Annotated in this window: 14 protein-coding genes; 12 read left to right on the top strand and 2 right to left on the bottom strand. The window is 65.3% G+C overall.

What is annotated here, in order from left to right; translation table 11 throughout:
* The first annotated feature begins 31 nt into the window (after positions 1 to 31).
* Positions 32 to 520: an Lrp/AsnC family transcriptional regulator gene (locus tag MVA47_RS15375; RefSeq protein WP_247208557.1), complete on the top strand. Its 489-nt coding sequence runs from the start codon at positions 32 to 34 to the stop codon at positions 518 to 520.
* On the opposite strand, the gene MVA47_RS15380 is transcribed toward MVA47_RS15375, so the two are convergent.
* Positions 476 to 1720: an NAD(P)/FAD-dependent oxidoreductase gene (locus MVA47_RS15380; RefSeq protein WP_247208558.1), complete on the bottom strand. Its 1245-nt coding sequence runs from the start codon at positions 1718 to 1720 to the stop codon at positions 476 to 478. The two genes, MVA47_RS15375 and MVA47_RS15380, sit on opposite strands and share 45 nt — an antisense overlap.
* A complete protein-coding gene (locus tag MVA47_RS15385; protein ID WP_247208559.1) occupies positions 1717 to 2067 on the bottom strand; it encodes a bifunctional 3-phenylpropionate/cinnamic acid dioxygenase ferredoxin subunit in 351 nt (116 codons plus the stop codon). The genes MVA47_RS15380 and MVA47_RS15385 overlap by 4 nt, the downstream gene beginning before the upstream one ends.
* A gap of 161 nt (positions 2068 to 2228) precedes the next feature.
* Here MVA47_RS15385 and MVA47_RS15390 point away from each other — a divergent pair, with 161 nt between their 5' ends.
* The 11 genes from MVA47_RS15390 to MVA47_RS15440 all read left to right on the top strand — a co-directional run bounded on the left by MVA47_RS15390 (position 2229) and on the right by MVA47_RS15440 (position 15279).
* On the top strand, positions 2229 to 3008 hold the full coding sequence (locus MVA47_RS15390) for an IclR family transcriptional regulator (RefSeq protein ID WP_247208560.1): 780 nt from the start codon (positions 2229 to 2231) through the stop codon (positions 3006 to 3008).
* A 128-nt stretch (positions 3009 to 3136) separates the two neighbouring features.
* Positions 3137 to 5605: an FAD-dependent oxidoreductase gene (locus MVA47_RS15395; protein WP_374474403.1), complete on the top strand. Its 2469-nt coding sequence runs from the start codon at positions 3137 to 3139 to the stop codon at positions 5603 to 5605.
* 50 nt (positions 5606 to 5655) lie between these two features.
* Positions 5656 to 6753, top strand: coding sequence for an N-methyl-L-tryptophan oxidase (gene solA / locus MVA47_RS15400; protein WP_247210821.1), 1098 nt, complete (start codon positions 5656 to 5658; stop codon positions 6751 to 6753).
* A complete protein-coding gene (locus MVA47_RS15405) occupies positions 6750 to 7931 on the top strand; it encodes an aromatic ring-hydroxylating dioxygenase subunit alpha (RefSeq protein WP_247208562.1) in 1182 nt (393 codons plus the stop codon). The genes solA and MVA47_RS15405 overlap by 4 nt, the downstream gene beginning before the upstream one ends.
* Before the next feature lie 59 nt (positions 7932 to 7990).
* The gene (locus MVA47_RS15410) at positions 7991 to 9469 is read left to right on the top strand and encodes an aldehyde dehydrogenase family protein (RefSeq protein ID WP_247208563.1); all 1479 of its coding nucleotides are present in this window, start codon (positions 7991 to 7993) and stop codon (positions 9467 to 9469) included.
* 30 nt (positions 9470 to 9499) lie between these two features.
* Entirely contained in the window at positions 9500 to 11050 is a 1551-nt protein-coding gene (locus MVA47_RS15415; RefSeq protein ID WP_247208564.1) for an APC family permease, read from the top strand.
* Between the two features lie 6 nt (positions 11051 to 11056).
* Positions 11057 to 12607, top strand: coding sequence for a GMC family oxidoreductase (locus MVA47_RS15420; protein WP_247208565.1), 1551 nt, complete (start codon positions 11057 to 11059; stop codon positions 12605 to 12607).
* Between the two features lie 58 nt (positions 12608 to 12665).
* Positions 12666 to 13418, top strand: coding sequence for a 4-hydroxy-tetrahydrodipicolinate reductase (gene dapB, locus MVA47_RS15425; protein WP_247208566.1), 753 nt, complete (start codon positions 12666 to 12668; stop codon positions 13416 to 13418).
* Between the two features lie 9 nt (positions 13419 to 13427).
* On the top strand, positions 13428 to 13922 hold the full coding sequence (locus MVA47_RS15430; protein ID WP_023959716.1) for a hypothetical protein: 495 nt from the start codon (positions 13428 to 13430) through the stop codon (positions 13920 to 13922).
* The gene (locus MVA47_RS15435) at positions 13915 to 14370 is read left to right on the top strand and encodes a flavodoxin family protein (protein ID WP_247208567.1); all 456 of its coding nucleotides are present in this window, start codon (positions 13915 to 13917) and stop codon (positions 14368 to 14370) included. Before MVA47_RS15430 ends, MVA47_RS15435 begins: the two co-directional genes overlap by 8 nt.
* A gap of 63 nt (positions 14371 to 14433) precedes the next feature.
* On the top strand, positions 14434 to 15279 hold the full coding sequence (locus MVA47_RS15440; RefSeq protein WP_247208568.1) for a thymidylate synthase: 846 nt from the start codon (positions 14434 to 14436) through the stop codon (positions 15277 to 15279).
* Positions 15280 to 15283: the final 4 nt, after the last annotated feature.

Raw genomic sequence — 15283 nt, forward strand, 5'->3', positions numbered from 1 at the left:
TTCCGACAATTCTTCGATCTTGGAGGTTCTCGTGGCACCTGAGCCGAATATTGTTCGACCGCGGGCGGCTGGGCTGGATGACGTCGATCGCAAGATCTTGGCGTTGCTGCAAGCCGATGCGCGTATGTCCAACAGTGCGCTGGCTGCCGAGGTGGGCATCGCCGCTTCGACCTGCCACGGCCGGATTCGCCGGTTGGTCGACATAGGAGTGGTGCGCGGGTTCTTTGCCGATATCGATCCGGCTGCCGTGGGGCGACCGCTGCGGGCGATGGTGGCGGTGAGTCTGCAATCGGACGCGCGCGGCCAGATCCGTCGCTTCGTGGCGGAGATCGGCAAGCACGACGAGGTGATCGACGTTTTCTTCCTCGCAGGTACGGACGACTACTTGCTCCATGTGGCCACCGCCGACACCGAGACGCTTCGTCAGTTCGTGGAGATGCTCAACTCGCGTCCCGAGGTGGCCGGGACGACAACGTCATTGGTGTTCGAGCACCTGCGCGGTTCGGCGCCGATCTTCTGAACGGTCGATGTGTTTGCGTAGTCGGGTGAAAGTGCGACCACCGCCCGCCGCGACCACTGCGACGGGCTCGTCGACGTCGCCGTATACCGCCACGAAGCGATCCGACTCCAGATTGCCTTCGACGATGCTGGGCGATTGCCCCGCGGGTATGGTCCCGCACACCTGGAGCCTCAGATCATACTGATCCGACCAGAAGTACGGCGCCGTGCACTTCGGTGGAGGCAGGCGCAGCAGCGATCGCGCCGCTCGTCGTGCATGATCGAGTGCCGCTGCCCAATGTTCCTGTCGCACATGAGTAGCCGTGATGGGGTTGTACACGCGGGCACAGTCTCCGACCGCGTATACGCCGGCCACCGCGGTGGCGCACTGCTCGTCGGTGAGGAAGCCGCGGTCGATCGCCATCCCGGATGCGGCAGCCCACTCGGTGTTGGGGAGGGCTCCGATTCCGATCACCACAGCGTCTGCCCGTAGTTCGGTGCCGTCGGCGAGCGTCACCGACTCCACCCGGGCGGTTCCGTTGATCGTCTCGATCGCTGTCCCGGTACGCAAGGTCACCCCGTGCCTGGCGTGCACGCTGTGTAGCCAGTGCGCCAGTCGCGCACCGAGCAGGGCCGCACCGGGGGCCTCGGACGCCTCGACGATGGTCACCGACATGCCTGCTGCTGTCGCACTCGACGCCACTTCACATCCGACGAAACCGGCACCGATCACAACCATGTGACCGCCGCGCCGCATGGATTCGCGGAGCTCGAGAGCATCGTCAAGGGTTCTGAGGGTGTGTACACCGGGCATGTCTACGCCGATCAGGGTGCGCGGCCGAGCGCCGGTCGCCAGCACCACGGTCGCTGCGGTGACCGAAGTGCCGTCGTCGAGCAGAACATCGTGCCCGGCTGCGTGATGGTCGATGCCGATCGCCGACAACCCCAGGCGCCACCGGAACGCGGTCAGGTCCTCGTCGTCGGTCAGGCCGACGGGTGCGCTGGTCACGCCTTGGCACAGAACAGCTTTCGACAGCGGCGGCCTGTCATAGGGCAGATGGTCCTCCGCCCCGATGAGGGTGATCTCGCCGGTGTGCCCGAGTGCGCGTAGTTCCCGGGCGGTCGACAGACCGGCAAGCGAGGCCCCGACGATCGCCACGGAGGCGGTGGACGGGTCTCCGAGCGATGGTTCGGCCGTGGTGTCCGATGGCGTCCCGCTCACGCGGCGTCGTGCCCGGAGAGCTGCAGGTAGATCCGGCCGTCGTCGACCAGGGTCCGATGAGTGCGGACCGCGGTCTTCGCCGGGGGTCCCGATGGCATTCCGGTTCGAAGGTCGAAGCAGGCTTCGTGCAGCGGGCACTCCACCGCGCAGCCTTCCACCCAGCCGTCGGCCAGCGACGTCTCCTGGTGGGTGCAGGTGTCGTCGATTGCGAACACCCCGTCGTCGGTGTGGAACACGGCGATGGGTGGTTGACCCGGGGGAGTGACACGTACGACCTCCCCGGCCGGCAGGGCGTCGAGAGTGGACACCAAATAGTGATGAACGTCCTGGTCAGGAGTGATTGTCATGGCAGCCTCGATGAAGTCGGTGTACAACTCACGCCGATCGAGTTGCATCAGTGGCAACTAAGTTCGGTATGCGCAACAGCGTCCCACCCGGCGAAGCGTCAGTCAAGCCGACCGGCCGGTTCCGGCGGTGTCCCGGGAGCGCCGCACTAGGCTGAGCGACGATGACTGAAGCCGAGAGTGAAACCCGTCCCGCATCGATCCAGTCGGTGGACCGCGCCCTCCAGGTGCTGGAGATCCTTGCCCGCCAGGGTCAGGGCGGGGTGTCGGATATCGCCGACACCCTCGGAGTCCACAAGTCGACGGTGTCCCGGATCGTCTCGGTCCTCGAGGCGCGGGGGTTCGTCGAGCAGTTGTCTGATCGTGGCAAGTACCGGCTCGGCTTCACGATCGTGCGGTTGGCCGGGGCGACGATGGCGACCCGCGATCTGGGCAAAGAGAGTCGCGAGATCTGTGAGGCACTTGCCGACGAGGCCGGGGAGACGGTGAATCTGGCGATCCTGGAAGGTGATCGGGCCATCAACATCACCGAGGCGAGCGGCCCGCTCGGGATCGCGCTGCGAACCTGGGTCGGGCAGAGTTCGCCTGCGCACGCGACGTCCAGCGGCAAGGTCCTCCTCGCCGCCGTGCCGGAAGGGCGGTTGGGGCAGACCCTCGGTGACGAGCTCGAGCGGTTCACCCCTCGCACCATCACCGACCTGACCGAGTTGCGCGAGCAGCTGCAACTGATCTCCGCGCGCGGGTGGTCCTGCGCAGTCGAAGAGCTCGAGGACGGCCTCAATGCGATCGCCGCGCCGGTTCGTGACCACACCGGCGATGTGATTGCGGCACTGAGTATCTCCGGACCCAGCTTTCGGCTCACGCCTGAGGCGATGGATGCGTTCTCGCCGCGGTTACGTGGTGCGGCGCTGGATGTGAGCCGGCGACTCGGCTTCCCGGGCTGAGCTGCCCGATTGGGCTGTCCGCTTGACACATGCTGGGCGCGGCTTCACCATTTGTTGCGTAGGGCACGAACGTGTTGCGTGATACGCAACGTTCGGGCCGCCCCGTAAACGTTTGGAGTCCCCGGGTGGTGCAACCGCGATTTCTGATCATCGGTGCGGGTGTGGTCGGATCGGCCTTGGCCGACGAGCTGACGGCGCTGGGATACACAGAGGTGACCGTCCTCGACCGCGGTCCACTCGCCCCTGGACACACGCCGATGACAGGTGGGTCCAGTTCGCACGCACCAGGATTGGTGTTCCAAACCAACCCGTCGCGGACCATGGCGGAGTTCGCGCACTACACGGCCACCAAGCTCAGGTCGCTGAACACGGCGGACAACCTGTGTTTCAACACTGTCGGCGGGCTCGAGGTTGCCACCACGCCCGAGCGACTGGCCGACCTGCACCGGAAGGCGGGCTGGGCGCAGGTCGAGGGAATCGAAGCCGCGGTCGTCGATGTCGATGAGTGCGTGCGGCTCCATCCGCTGATCGATCGAGACATCGTTCTGGGCGGCCTGCACACACCCGCCGATGGCCTGGCCGGTGCCCCGGCCGCGATCGGGATGCAGATGCGGCGGGCAATTGACCGGGGCGCAATGTTCTTCGGTGGCCAGCACGTGATCGAGATCAACCAACGGGCTGGTGCGGTGACCGGTGTCCGCACCACCGAGCGCACATTCGAGGCCGACGTCGTGGTCTCGTGTGCCGGGTTCTGGGGCGCCGAACTCGGGAACCTCGTCGGACTGCGGGTACCCCTGGTCCCGATGGGGCACCAGTATGCCAAAACCACTGCGCTGCCTGTTCTTCGGGATCATCGTGATCAAGCGCGAGGCCACGCCGATGCGAGACTGCCCATTCTTCGGCATCAGGACGCCGACCTCTACTATCGCCAGCACGGCGAGGCGATGGGCATCGGCTACTACGGGCATCGGCCGATGCCGGTGGACATGGCCACTCTCGAGGAATTGACCGCGGCCCAGCCGATGCCCTCGATGCTGCCCTTCACCGATACCGACTTCGCTCCTGCCTGGACCGAATCGATGCGTCTTCTGCCCGCGCTTGCCGAAGTCGGCGTGGTCGAGGGGTTCAACGGCATCTTCTCGTTCACCCCGGACGGGGGCCCGATGATGGGCGAACATCCCGCGCTGTCCGGATTTTGGGTGGCGGAGGCCGTGTGGGTCACGCATTCGGCCGGTGTGGCCAGGACGATGGCCCGGTGGATCACCGACGGAACCCCCGACCTCGATCTCCACGGTTGTGACCTCGCCCGGTTCACCACTCCTCAGCTTTCGGCCGATTACGTGGGCGACACGAGTGCACAAGCTTTCGTCGAGGTGTACGACATCATCCATCCCCGCGACCAACGTTCGGTGCAGCGCGGTCTCGCCACAAGCCCGTTCCATGCGAGGCACGTGGACGCGGGCGCGGTGTTCCACGCCGGCCGCGAGTGGGAACGGCCGGCCTGGTTCGAGAGCAACGCGGGCATGGTCGACAGCGACGTCACATACCCTCACGACGGGTGGGCCGGAAGGAACTGGTCGCCGATCGTGCCGGCCGAAGCCCTCGCAACCCGCCGCCGGGTGGGCTTGTACGACATGACGTCGCTCATGCGGATCGAGGTCACGGGTGCAGACGCCACGAACTTCCTCGACAGGATGCTGACCCGTACGGTGCGGCGACCGATCGGGACGGTGATCTACGCGTTGCTCCTGGACGAGTCCGGCGGTGTTCGCAGTGATGTGACGGTTGCCCGGCTGGGCGAGAACACCTTTCAACTCGGTATCAATGGACCGATGGACATCGACTGGCTGCAACGGCATCGAGCCGACGCCGACGTCACCATCACCGACATCACCGCCGCCACCTGTTGCGTGGGTGTATGGGGGCCGCTGGCCCGTGATCTCGTGGCGCCTCTGTGCTCGATCGATCTGTACGACACCACACTTGGCTATTACCGGGCTGCACGCGCGATCATCGGCGGCATTCCGGTGACCATGATGCGTATCTCCTACGTCGGCGAGCTGGGTTGGGAGATATACGCCGACGCTGCCCACGGCGAATTGTTGTGGGACACATTGGCAGACGCGGGAGAACCACTCGGTGCGGTGTGGGCAGGGCGCGGGGCGCTGGACGTGTTGCGCCTGGAAAAGGGGTACCGCGCCTGGGGCACCGACGTGGATGCCGAGATGTCTCCCGAGGAAGCAGGGTTGTCCTTCGCGGTGGGGAAGAAGCACGACTTCCTCGGCAGGCACGCGCTCGAGGCGAGGGTGGTGCGCTCGAGGCTCCACACCCTCGTCGCTCGAGACCCACAGGCGATCGTCGTGGGCGGCGAGCCGGTGACCGCGACCGGTCAGGTGGTCGGCTTTGTCACCTCGGCTGCCTTCTCTGCGTTGGTGGGCCGGACGATCTGCTATGCCCGACTGGCGCCGCACCTGTCTGTCGGAGACACCGTCGCCGTGGAGTACTTCGGGGAGCTCCTCGACTTCGCCATCACCGAACCGGTGCTCGTCGACCCAGAGGGAGCACGTGTCAAAGGTCTGATCGGAGTGAACAATTGAGTCACCGCAGCGCGGGGAACTACGACGTCATCGTCCTGGGTCTGGGCGGGATGGGATCATCGGCCGCCTATCACCTGGCGCGCCGAGGTATGCGGGTCCTCGGGCTCGAGCGGTTCGCGCCCGCGCACGACAAGGGGTCCAGCCATGGCGGATCCAGGATCATCCGGCAGTCGTATTTCGAAGACCCGGCGTATGTGCCACTGCTGCTGCGGTCGTACGAACTGTGGGAGGAGCTCAAACAGAACAGCGGTGTCGACGTGTACTCGATCACCGGTGGATTGTTCATCGGCCCACCCGACTCGACGACGTTCTCTGGTTCACTGCGGGCATCGGAGCAGTGGGGTCTGGACCACGAGGTACTGACCGATCGTGAGGTGCACCAACGCTTTCCGGCCTTTGAGCCGCCCGCGGGACAGTTCGCACTCTATGAGCGTATGGCGGGTTTCGCACGACCGGAGTTCACCGTCCGTGCGCACATCGGGCTGGCAGAGCAGGCGGGTGCCGACCTCCGCTTCGGAGAACCGGCGCTCTCGTGGACCGACGACGTCCGCGGGGTGATCGTCCACACCGAAGCCGGTACCTATCACGCCGCGCAGCTCGTTGTGTGCCCGGGCGCGTGGGCGCCGAAAGTACTGTCCGACATCGGGATCGGGATCAAGATCGAGCGACAGGTGATGTACTGGATCGATCACTCGCCGGGGTCGCCGTCGATGGAAGGTGGCCCGATCTACATCCAGGAGAACAACAACGTCGAGCAGATCTACGGGTTCCCGCCGATCGACGGTCCTGCCGGCGGAGCAAAGGTGGCGTTCTTCCGCAAGGGAACCGAATGCACACCGGACACGATCGACCGGGAAGTCCACCCGGATGAGCGCAGGGACATGCTGGACCGGGTCTCGCAGCTGCTTCCCGGGTTGAGCGGTCCGGTTCTGGACACGGCCACGTGTATGTACTCGACAACTCCGGACGAGAATTTTGTCATCGCCCGCCACCCGCTGCACACCAATGTCTCGGTCGCCTGCGGATTCTCGGGTCACGGGTTCAAGTTCGTGCCAGTGGTCGGGGAGATACTCGCCGATCTGGTCGAGCACGGCACCACCGACCATCCCATCGCTCTGTTCGATCCGGCCAGACTGGCAAGCGCATGACCGTCACCGAGCCGGCGGATTCGCCCACGTCTGGGCGGCCTGCCCCCGACCCCTCGTCTGCGTCTTCGCGACCGGCGTTGATTCCCACGTTGGCAGGCGAGGCCTACACCGATCCGGGCTTCTTCGCGGCCGAACAGGAACGGATCTTCGAGCGGATGTGGTTCTGTGCCGTGCTCGCCGCCGATGTGCCCACTGCCGGTGCGTTCCGCACAGTCGTCATCGGCCGAGAGAGCGTGCTGGTCGTCCGGGGACGCGACGGGACGTTACGTGCGTTCCTCAACAGTTGCCGCCACCGCGGTGCACTGATCTGTGACCAGCCCGAGGGGCAGGTGCGGCGCAATCTGCAGTGCCCGTATCACGCCTGGACCTACGGGCTGGACGGAAAACTCGTCGCCGCACCCAACCTGGCCGATCTCGGTGACATCGACCGAGCCGCTTACGGTCTGATCCCCGTCGCCGCCACCGAGTGGCTCGGCTACCTGTGGGTCTGTCTGGCCGACACCCCGCCGTCGTTTGCCGACGAGGTCGTCGGCGCCGTGACGGACAGGCTCGGGAGCACCGAGTCGATCGAGCGATACGAGGTCGATCAGTTGGTACTGGGCCGACGTGAGCGGTACGAGGTCGCCGCGAACTGGAAGCTCATCATCGAGAACTTCATGGAGTGCTATCACTGCGCCACGATCCACCCGGAGTTGACCGAGGTGCTGCCGGAGTTCGCCGACGGTCTGGCGGCCCAGTACTACGTGGGCCACGGCGCACTGTTCGGCGAGGATGTCGAAGGATTCACCGTTGACGGTTCACCCGGCCACGGGACGTTGCCGGCGTTGTCGGATGCGCAAGATCGCCGGTACTACGCGATCACGGTACGGCCGCAGGTGTTCATCAACCTCGTCCCCGACCATGTGATCGTGCACCGGATGTACCCGGTGGCGGTCGACGCCACGATTGTCGAATGCGACTGGCTCTATCGGCGAGAAGTGGTGGATTCAGGTGCGGACCTGGACAAGTCGGTCGAGTTGTTCCATCGGGTCAATCTCCAGGACTTCGCCGCGTGTGAGCGCACTCAGCCGGGCATGTCCTCTCGTGCCTACCGCCGCGGCGGCGTACTGGTTCCCGCCGAGCACCACATCGGCGAGTTTCATGATTGGGTACGTGCGGAGGTCGATCCGGCGTCATAGTTGTTCCACGACACACCCGGCCGCGCGAGATCGGCCCAGGGCGAGAGGAGTCCGACCGCGTGGCAGATCTGTTGATCGGAGGCAAGTGGGTCGCCTCGTCCTCGGGCGAGCGACGCGATTGCATCAATCCCGCAGACGGTTCGGTGGTGGCGACGGTCGACGAGGCGAGTGCCGATGATGCTCGTGCTGCCGTCGACGCGGCCCGCGCCGCCTTCCCGGTATGGTCTGCCACTGCTGTCGCCGAGCGCGCCGCTGCTCTCGACAGCATCGCGGAGCTCCTCGGGCGCGACCGCGAGCAGCTGGCCCGTATCGAGACCCTCGACACGGGGAAGACCCTGGCAGAGAGCCACATCGACATCGACGATGTGATCTCGGTGTTCCGGTACTACGCGAATCTGGCACGCACCCAGGCCGACCGGGTCGTCGATGTCGGCAACCCGGAGGTGATCTCGCGGGTGGTGGCCGAACCCGCAGGGGTCTGCGTCATGATCGCTCCGTGGAACTACCCGCTGCTGCAGATCTCGTGGAAGGTGGCTCCGGCGCTGGCTGCAGGTTGCACCATGGTGCTCAAACCCAGTGAGGTGACCCCCCTTTCGACCATCGAGTTCGCAAAGCTGATGTCGGAGGCAGGTGTCCCGGACGGAGTGGTGAACCTGGTCCAGGGGAGCGGCGCTGCGGTCGGCGGGGCGCTCACCGACAACCCAGACGTCGATCTCATCTCGTTCACCGGTGGACTCGCCACCGGTTCCAAGATCTCCGAGGTGGCGGCCAAGCATGTCACCAGGGTGCTCGTCGAACTGGGCGGGAAGAACCCGCACATCGTTTTCGCCGATGCGCTCGCCGACGACCAGGCGTTCGCCAATTCGGTGGACCAGGTGCTCACAGGTGTGTTCCTTCATTCCGGCCAGGTGTGCTCGGCCGGAACCCGATTGATCATCGAAGAGTCGGTGGCCGACGACTTCGTCGACGCGCTGGTCACCGCGGCCGAGCAGATCGTGATGGGTCCGGGCCTCGATCCGGCGAGCAGGACCGGCCCCCTGGTGTCCGAAGCGCAGCTGCGCAAGATGCAGGAGTTCGTCCGGGTGGGCGTCGAGGAGGGAGCCGCCCTCGTCGCCGGCGGACGACAGCCCGATGACGAGGAACTCGCGTCCGGATTCTTCTTCCTGCCGACCATCTTCGACCACTGCGATCGGAGCATGCGGCTGATCCGGGAGGAGACGTTCGGTCCGATCCTCACCGTCGAGCGATTCAGCTCCGAGGCCGAGGCGCTCGAACTCGGCAACGACACGGAGTACGGCCTCGCTGCAGGTGTCCGCACCTTTGATGCCGCCAAGGCCGAGCGCATGGCCCGCGGGCTGCGTCACGGCACCGTGTGGGTCAACGATTTCGGCTACTACACCCCGGCCGCGGAATGGGGTGGTTTCGGGCGATCCGGCAACGGACGCGAACTCGGACCGACAGGGCTGTCGGAATACCAAGAGCTCAAGCATATTTGGAATAACACCGCGGCGCCCGCCGCGGGATGGTTTTCCGGCTAGGCGAGGCGTCCTTCGAAAGGTTATGGCCCAATGACCACAACGCAACCCGGGGGCGCGCCCCCGCCCGGATCGACATCGTCGTCTGCCGACACCGGGATCGAGCATTTCGGATACAAGCCCAGCCTCGATCGCAGTATCGGCAAATTCGCCAGTTTCGCGGCCGGCGTGTCCTACATCTCGATCCTGACCGGCACCTTCCAGTTGTTCTACTTCGGTTTCGGTACCGCCGGTCCGGCGTACCTGTGGTCCTGGCCGCTGGTGTTCATCGGACAGATGGCTGTGGCTCTGTGTTTCATGGAACTGGCCGCGAAGTATCCTGTCGCGGGCTCGGTCTACAACTGGTCAAAACTGTTGGGCAGCAGGATCGTCGGATGGTCATCGGGTTGGCTGATGCTCACGGCGTCGATCGTCACGCTCGCGGCCGTGGTGCTCGCACTGCAACTCAACCTGCCCCGTTTGTGGAGTGGCTTCCAGATCATCGGTGATGGCACCGGAGAGTACGACTACGCGGGCAACGCGGTCATCCTCGGCACCATCCTGATCATCATCACCACGGTCATCAACGCGCTCGGCGTGAAGCTGATGGCGATGATCAACAGCGCGGGTGTGTTCATCGAACTCATCGCGGCTGTTCTGATCGCGATCATCCTGGCGGCCAACATCGAACGTGGCCCTGATGTGTTCTTCTCCACGAACGGCTACGGCACCGGAGAGAGCGGTGGCTACCTCGGTGCGTTCTTGATCGCCTCGCTTGCGTCGGGATATGTGATGTACGGATTCGACACGGCCAGCTCACTCGGCGAGGAGACGATGGAGCCGCGGCGCACGGCGCCCAAGGCCATCTTCCGAGCGATCCTGGCGTCCTTTGTCATCGGCGGCGCCATCCTCGTGTTCGCGGTCATGGCTGCGCCCGACCTCGACGATCCGGCGCTCGGCGAGCAATCGGGCAGCCTGCAGGGCATCGTCGAGGCCGTGATGTGGGGGCCGCTCGGCGACATCTTCCTGGTGTGCATCGTGATCGCGGTCATCGTGTGTTCGCTTGCCGTGCACACTGCGGCGATCCGACTCACGTTCGCGATGGCGCGCGACAATGCACTGCCGTTCGGCAATGCCCTGGCCCGCGTCCACCCCAAGACCCAGACCCCGGTGGTGCCGGCCATCGTGATCGGCGTGTTGGCCGTACTGATCCTGGTCATCAACATCAACCAGCCGAAGATCTTCACGGTCCTGACCTCGATCGCCATCATCATGATCTATCTCGCGTACCTCATGGTGACCGGTCCGTTGCTCAAGAAGCGTCTGCAGGGACAGTGGCCGCCGAAGGACCTCAAGGAGGACGGTTACTTCACCATGGGGCGGTGGGGGATGTTCGTCAACATCGTCGCCGTCGTCTGGGGAGCCGCGATGGCGCTGAACCTCGCCTGGCCGCGGGAAGCGGTGTACGGCACCCCTTGGTACAACACCTGGGGTGCGTTCGTGTATATCGGCATCATCCTGGCCGCCGGGTTGCTGTGGTACGGCCTCAAAGGACGTCACCACATCGGGGTGCTCCGATCTCACGCATCGTCCACCAAGGAGTGAATCCCTGTGCCGCAGCAGCATTTCGACTATGTGATCGCCGGGGGAGGCACAGCGGGATGTGTGCTCGCGGCCCGGCTGAGTGAGGATCCGTCGGTGACGGTGTGCCTGGTGGAGGCGGGGCCCACCGATGTCGACAACAAGGACATCCTGGAACTCGCGGCGTGGATGCACCTGCTCGACTCGGGCTATGACTGGGACTACCCGGTCGAACCGCAAGAGATCGGTAACTCGTTCCTGCGTCATGCTCGCGCAAAGGTGTTGGGCGGTTGCTCCTCTCACAATTCCTGTATCGCGTTCTGGCCGCCGGCCGAGGGGTTGGCGGAGTGGGAGGCGTCGGGACTGACGGGGTGGGGTCCGGATTCGATCTGGCCCCTGGTGCGCAAGCTCGAACGCAACGACGCCGAGGGCTCACACGGACACGACGGCCCGGTCCGGTTACGGGACGTGCCACCGGGTGACCCTTGCGGCGCAGCCGTTCTCGAGGCGGCGGCCCAGGTCGGCCTGCCCACCGTGGGATTCAACCGCGGTGAGACCGTGCTGAACGGCGCCGGGTGGTTCCAGATCAACGCCGACGAGGACGGCACCAGGATGAGTACCTCGCACGCCTATCTGCATCCCATTCTGGGGTCGCGGCCGAACCTCGAGGTACGCACCGGGTGTTTCGTCAGTGAGGTGGTCTTCGAAGGCACCGCCGCCGTCGGGGTGCGCTACCAGCGGCCAGACCTGACCGGATACGACGTGGTGTCCGCGACGCGCGAGGTGATCGTGACCGCCGGGGCCATCGACACCCCGAAACTGCTCATGCTCTCGGGGATCGGTCCGGCGGAGCACCTACGGGAGATGGGTATCGAGGTCCGCGTCGACGTGCCCGGTGTGGGTGCAAATCTCGACGATCACGTCGAGGGACTGGTGTTCTGGGAATCCTCGCGCCCGATGGTCACCACGTCGAGCCAGTGGTGGGAGATCGGATTGTTCGCCACCACCGAGCCGGATCTTGTGCTGCCGGACCTGATGATGCACTACGGGAGTGTGCCGTTCGACATGAACACCCTCCGGTGGGGTTATCCGACCACCGACAACGGTTTCTGTCTGACTCCCAATGTCACACAGGGTCTTTCGCGTGGAACCGTGCGGCTGCGCAGTCGCGACTTCCGTGACCGCGCGAAAGTGGACCCGCGGTACTTCACCGATCCGGATGGCCACGACGACCGTGTGATGCTGGCCGGTGTGAAGCTCGCACGCACCATTGCCGAGCAATCACCGCTCAAGCAGTGGATCGCGCGCGAGTTGGCCCCGGGGCCGGACGCCGTCACCGATGACGAACTCCTCGATTACATCCACAAGACGCACAACACGGTCTATCACCCGGCGGCCACCGCGCGGATGGGTCCCGACGGCGACCCGATGGCCGTGCTCGATCCGCAGTTGCGCGTCCGCGGCACCCAGCGGCTCCGGGTCGTGGATGCGTCGGCAATGCCCAAGCTCCCAGCGGTGAACCCGAACATCACCGTGATGGCCATGGGAGAGAAGTGCGCCGAGCTGATCAAGGCAACGTGAACGGCCTGCGCCACCGTCGGGCCCACTGACCAGACGCCCACTGACTAGACTCGGCCGGGTGAATGACCAGATCAATGTCGGCGTACTCGGTTCCGGCGGCAAAGTCGGGCAGGCCATCGTCGATGCGGTCGAGGCCGCCGCGGACCTGAAGTTCAGCGCCGGCGTCGATAAGGACGACCCGTTGACGCGTTTCGTCGAAACCGGTACGTCGGTGGTGGTCGATTTCACCCATCCCGACGTGGTGATGGACAACCTCGAGTTCCTGATCCACAGCGGCATCCACGCCGTGGTCGGGACAACGGGTTTCGACGACAATCGGCTCGCCACCGTTCGCGGCTGGCTGGAGAAGAAGCCGGACGTCGGTGTGCTCATCGCACCCAACTTCGCGATCGGCGCCGTGCTGAGCATGCGGTTTGCCCAGCAGGCAGCCCGCTTCTTCGACTCTGTCGAGGTCGTCGAGCTACATCACCCACACAAGGCCGATGCCCCATCCGGGACTGCTTACCGGACCGCACGACTCATCGCCGAAGCCCGCGCAGCTTCGGGCGTGCCGCTCAGTCCGGATGCCACCAGCACCGAACTCGAAGGCGCACGTGGGGCCGACGTCGAAGGTGTTCGTGTCCACTCGGTTCGTCTGGCGGGCTTGGTCGCCCACCAGGAGGTGCTCCTCGGGACGCAAGGGGAGACGTTGACCATCAGGCATGACTCGATCGACCGGACATCGTTTGCGCCCGGAGTGCTGCTCGGTGTCCGTCAGATAGCGTCACGGCCCGGCCTCACCGTGGGTCTCGACGAGTTGATGGACCTGTGAGCAACGCCGGTGAGTGACAAGCGCGCAGATGCCCGGCCCATCGTCCTCGCGATCGCGGCCCTGGTTCTGGTGCTCTGCTTCTACTTCGTTCTGCTGGGCACGCGGGGTGTCGATCTGCTGACCAGTGGCGAGGCCGTAGGAGTCGGTCTCGGAATCGGAGTGCTCATCTTGCCGTTGCTGGGTGTCTGGATGGTGGTCGCAACACTGCGGGCCGGGCTCGCCCATCAGCGGCTCGCCAGACGAATGGCAGAAGAGGGCACCGAGCTGGACGTCTCCGCGTTGCCCAGGCGCCCGTCCGGCCGAATCGAACGCGAGGCGGCGGACGAGTTGTTCGCGCAGGTCAAGGCCGAATGGGAAGCAGACCCCAGCGATTGGCGCGCCACCTACCGCATCGCCCGGGCATATGACTACGCCGGTGACCGTTCCCGTGCGCGCGAGATGATGAAACGCGCTGTCGCGCAAGAGAAGGAATCGAGTACCGCCGACGGCCGTGCTGATGGCTGACGCGCGGACATTGCTCGTGGTGCACCACACGCCCTCGCCACCGACCCGTGAGCTGCTGGAGAAGGTGCTCGACGGCACAGCCGACCCGGAGATCTCCGGTGTGCGGGTGCGACCCGTCGCGGCGCTTGCGGCCACCGTGCCCGACGTGCTGGACGCCGACGGCTTCTTGTTCGGCACCCCGGCCAACTTCGGGTACATGTCGGGCGCGCTGAAGCACTTCTTCGACACCGTCTACTACCCGGTGCTCGGATCGGTGACCGGTAAGCCGTACGGCTTGTGGGTACACGGCAACAACGACACGGCTGGGGCGGTGGCGTCCGTTCAGCGCCTTGCAACGGGGTTGGAACTCGAGCCTGCGGCTGCGCCGCTCGAGATCACGGCAATCGACCCGTCCACGCGGGAGGCGTGTTATGAGCTGGGCGCAGTGCTGGCGGCCACAATCGCTTGAGCCTGAGTCTTGCTGAACGGTGTGCGAAGACTGGATGGTTCGTCGCGGCGACACGCGGAAACGATGCCGAGTCCGGCGCACCCTAGACTTGACCCCGTGACGGACGCGGCCAAGATCCCAACCCCGTACGAGGACCTGCTTCGGCTCGTGCTCGACACGGGAACGCCCAAAGCCGACCGCACCGGTACCGGCACCCGGAGCCTGTTCGGTCATCAGCTCCGATATGACCTCGCCGAGGGTTTCCCGCTCATCACCACCAAGCGGGTGCACCTGAAGTCGATCGTCTACGAGCTCCTGTGGTTCCTCCGTGGCGATTCGAATGTGCGGTGGTTGCAGGACCGCGGCGTGACCATCTGGGACGAGTGGGCCGATGCCGATGGCGAGCTCGGACCGGTCTACGGCGTGCAGTGGCGCAGCTGGCCGACCCCGTCCGGCGAACACATCGACCAGATCTCCGCCGCGCTCGAGCTGCTGCGCAGCGACCCCGACTCCCGGCGCAACATCGTCTCCGCGTGGAACGTGGGCGAGATACCGCAGATGGCTCTGCCTCCTTGCCACGCGTTCTTTCAGTTTTATGTCGCCGACGGCAAACTCTCGTGCCAGCTCTATCAGCGCAGCGCTGATCTGTTTCTCGGGGTGCCGTTCAACATTGCGTCGTACGCGCTGCTGACCCACATGATGGCCGAGCAGGCGGGCCTCGGCGTCGGCGAGTTCGTCTGGACCGGCGGCGACTGCCACATCTACGACAATCATGTCGAGCAGGTAACGACCCAGCTCCAACGCGACCCGTACCCCTACCCACGCTTGTCACTGGCGCGGCGGGACTCCATCTTCGACTACGAATACTCCGATATCGAGGTCCTGGACTACCGCTACCACCCGGGCATCAAGGCGCCGGTGGCGGTCTAGTTCG

Origin of the sequence: Williamsia sp. DF01-3 (assembly GCF_023051145.1) — a bacterium.
Taxonomy (GTDB): Bacteria; Actinomycetota; Actinomycetes; order Mycobacteriales; family Mycobacteriaceae; genus Williamsia.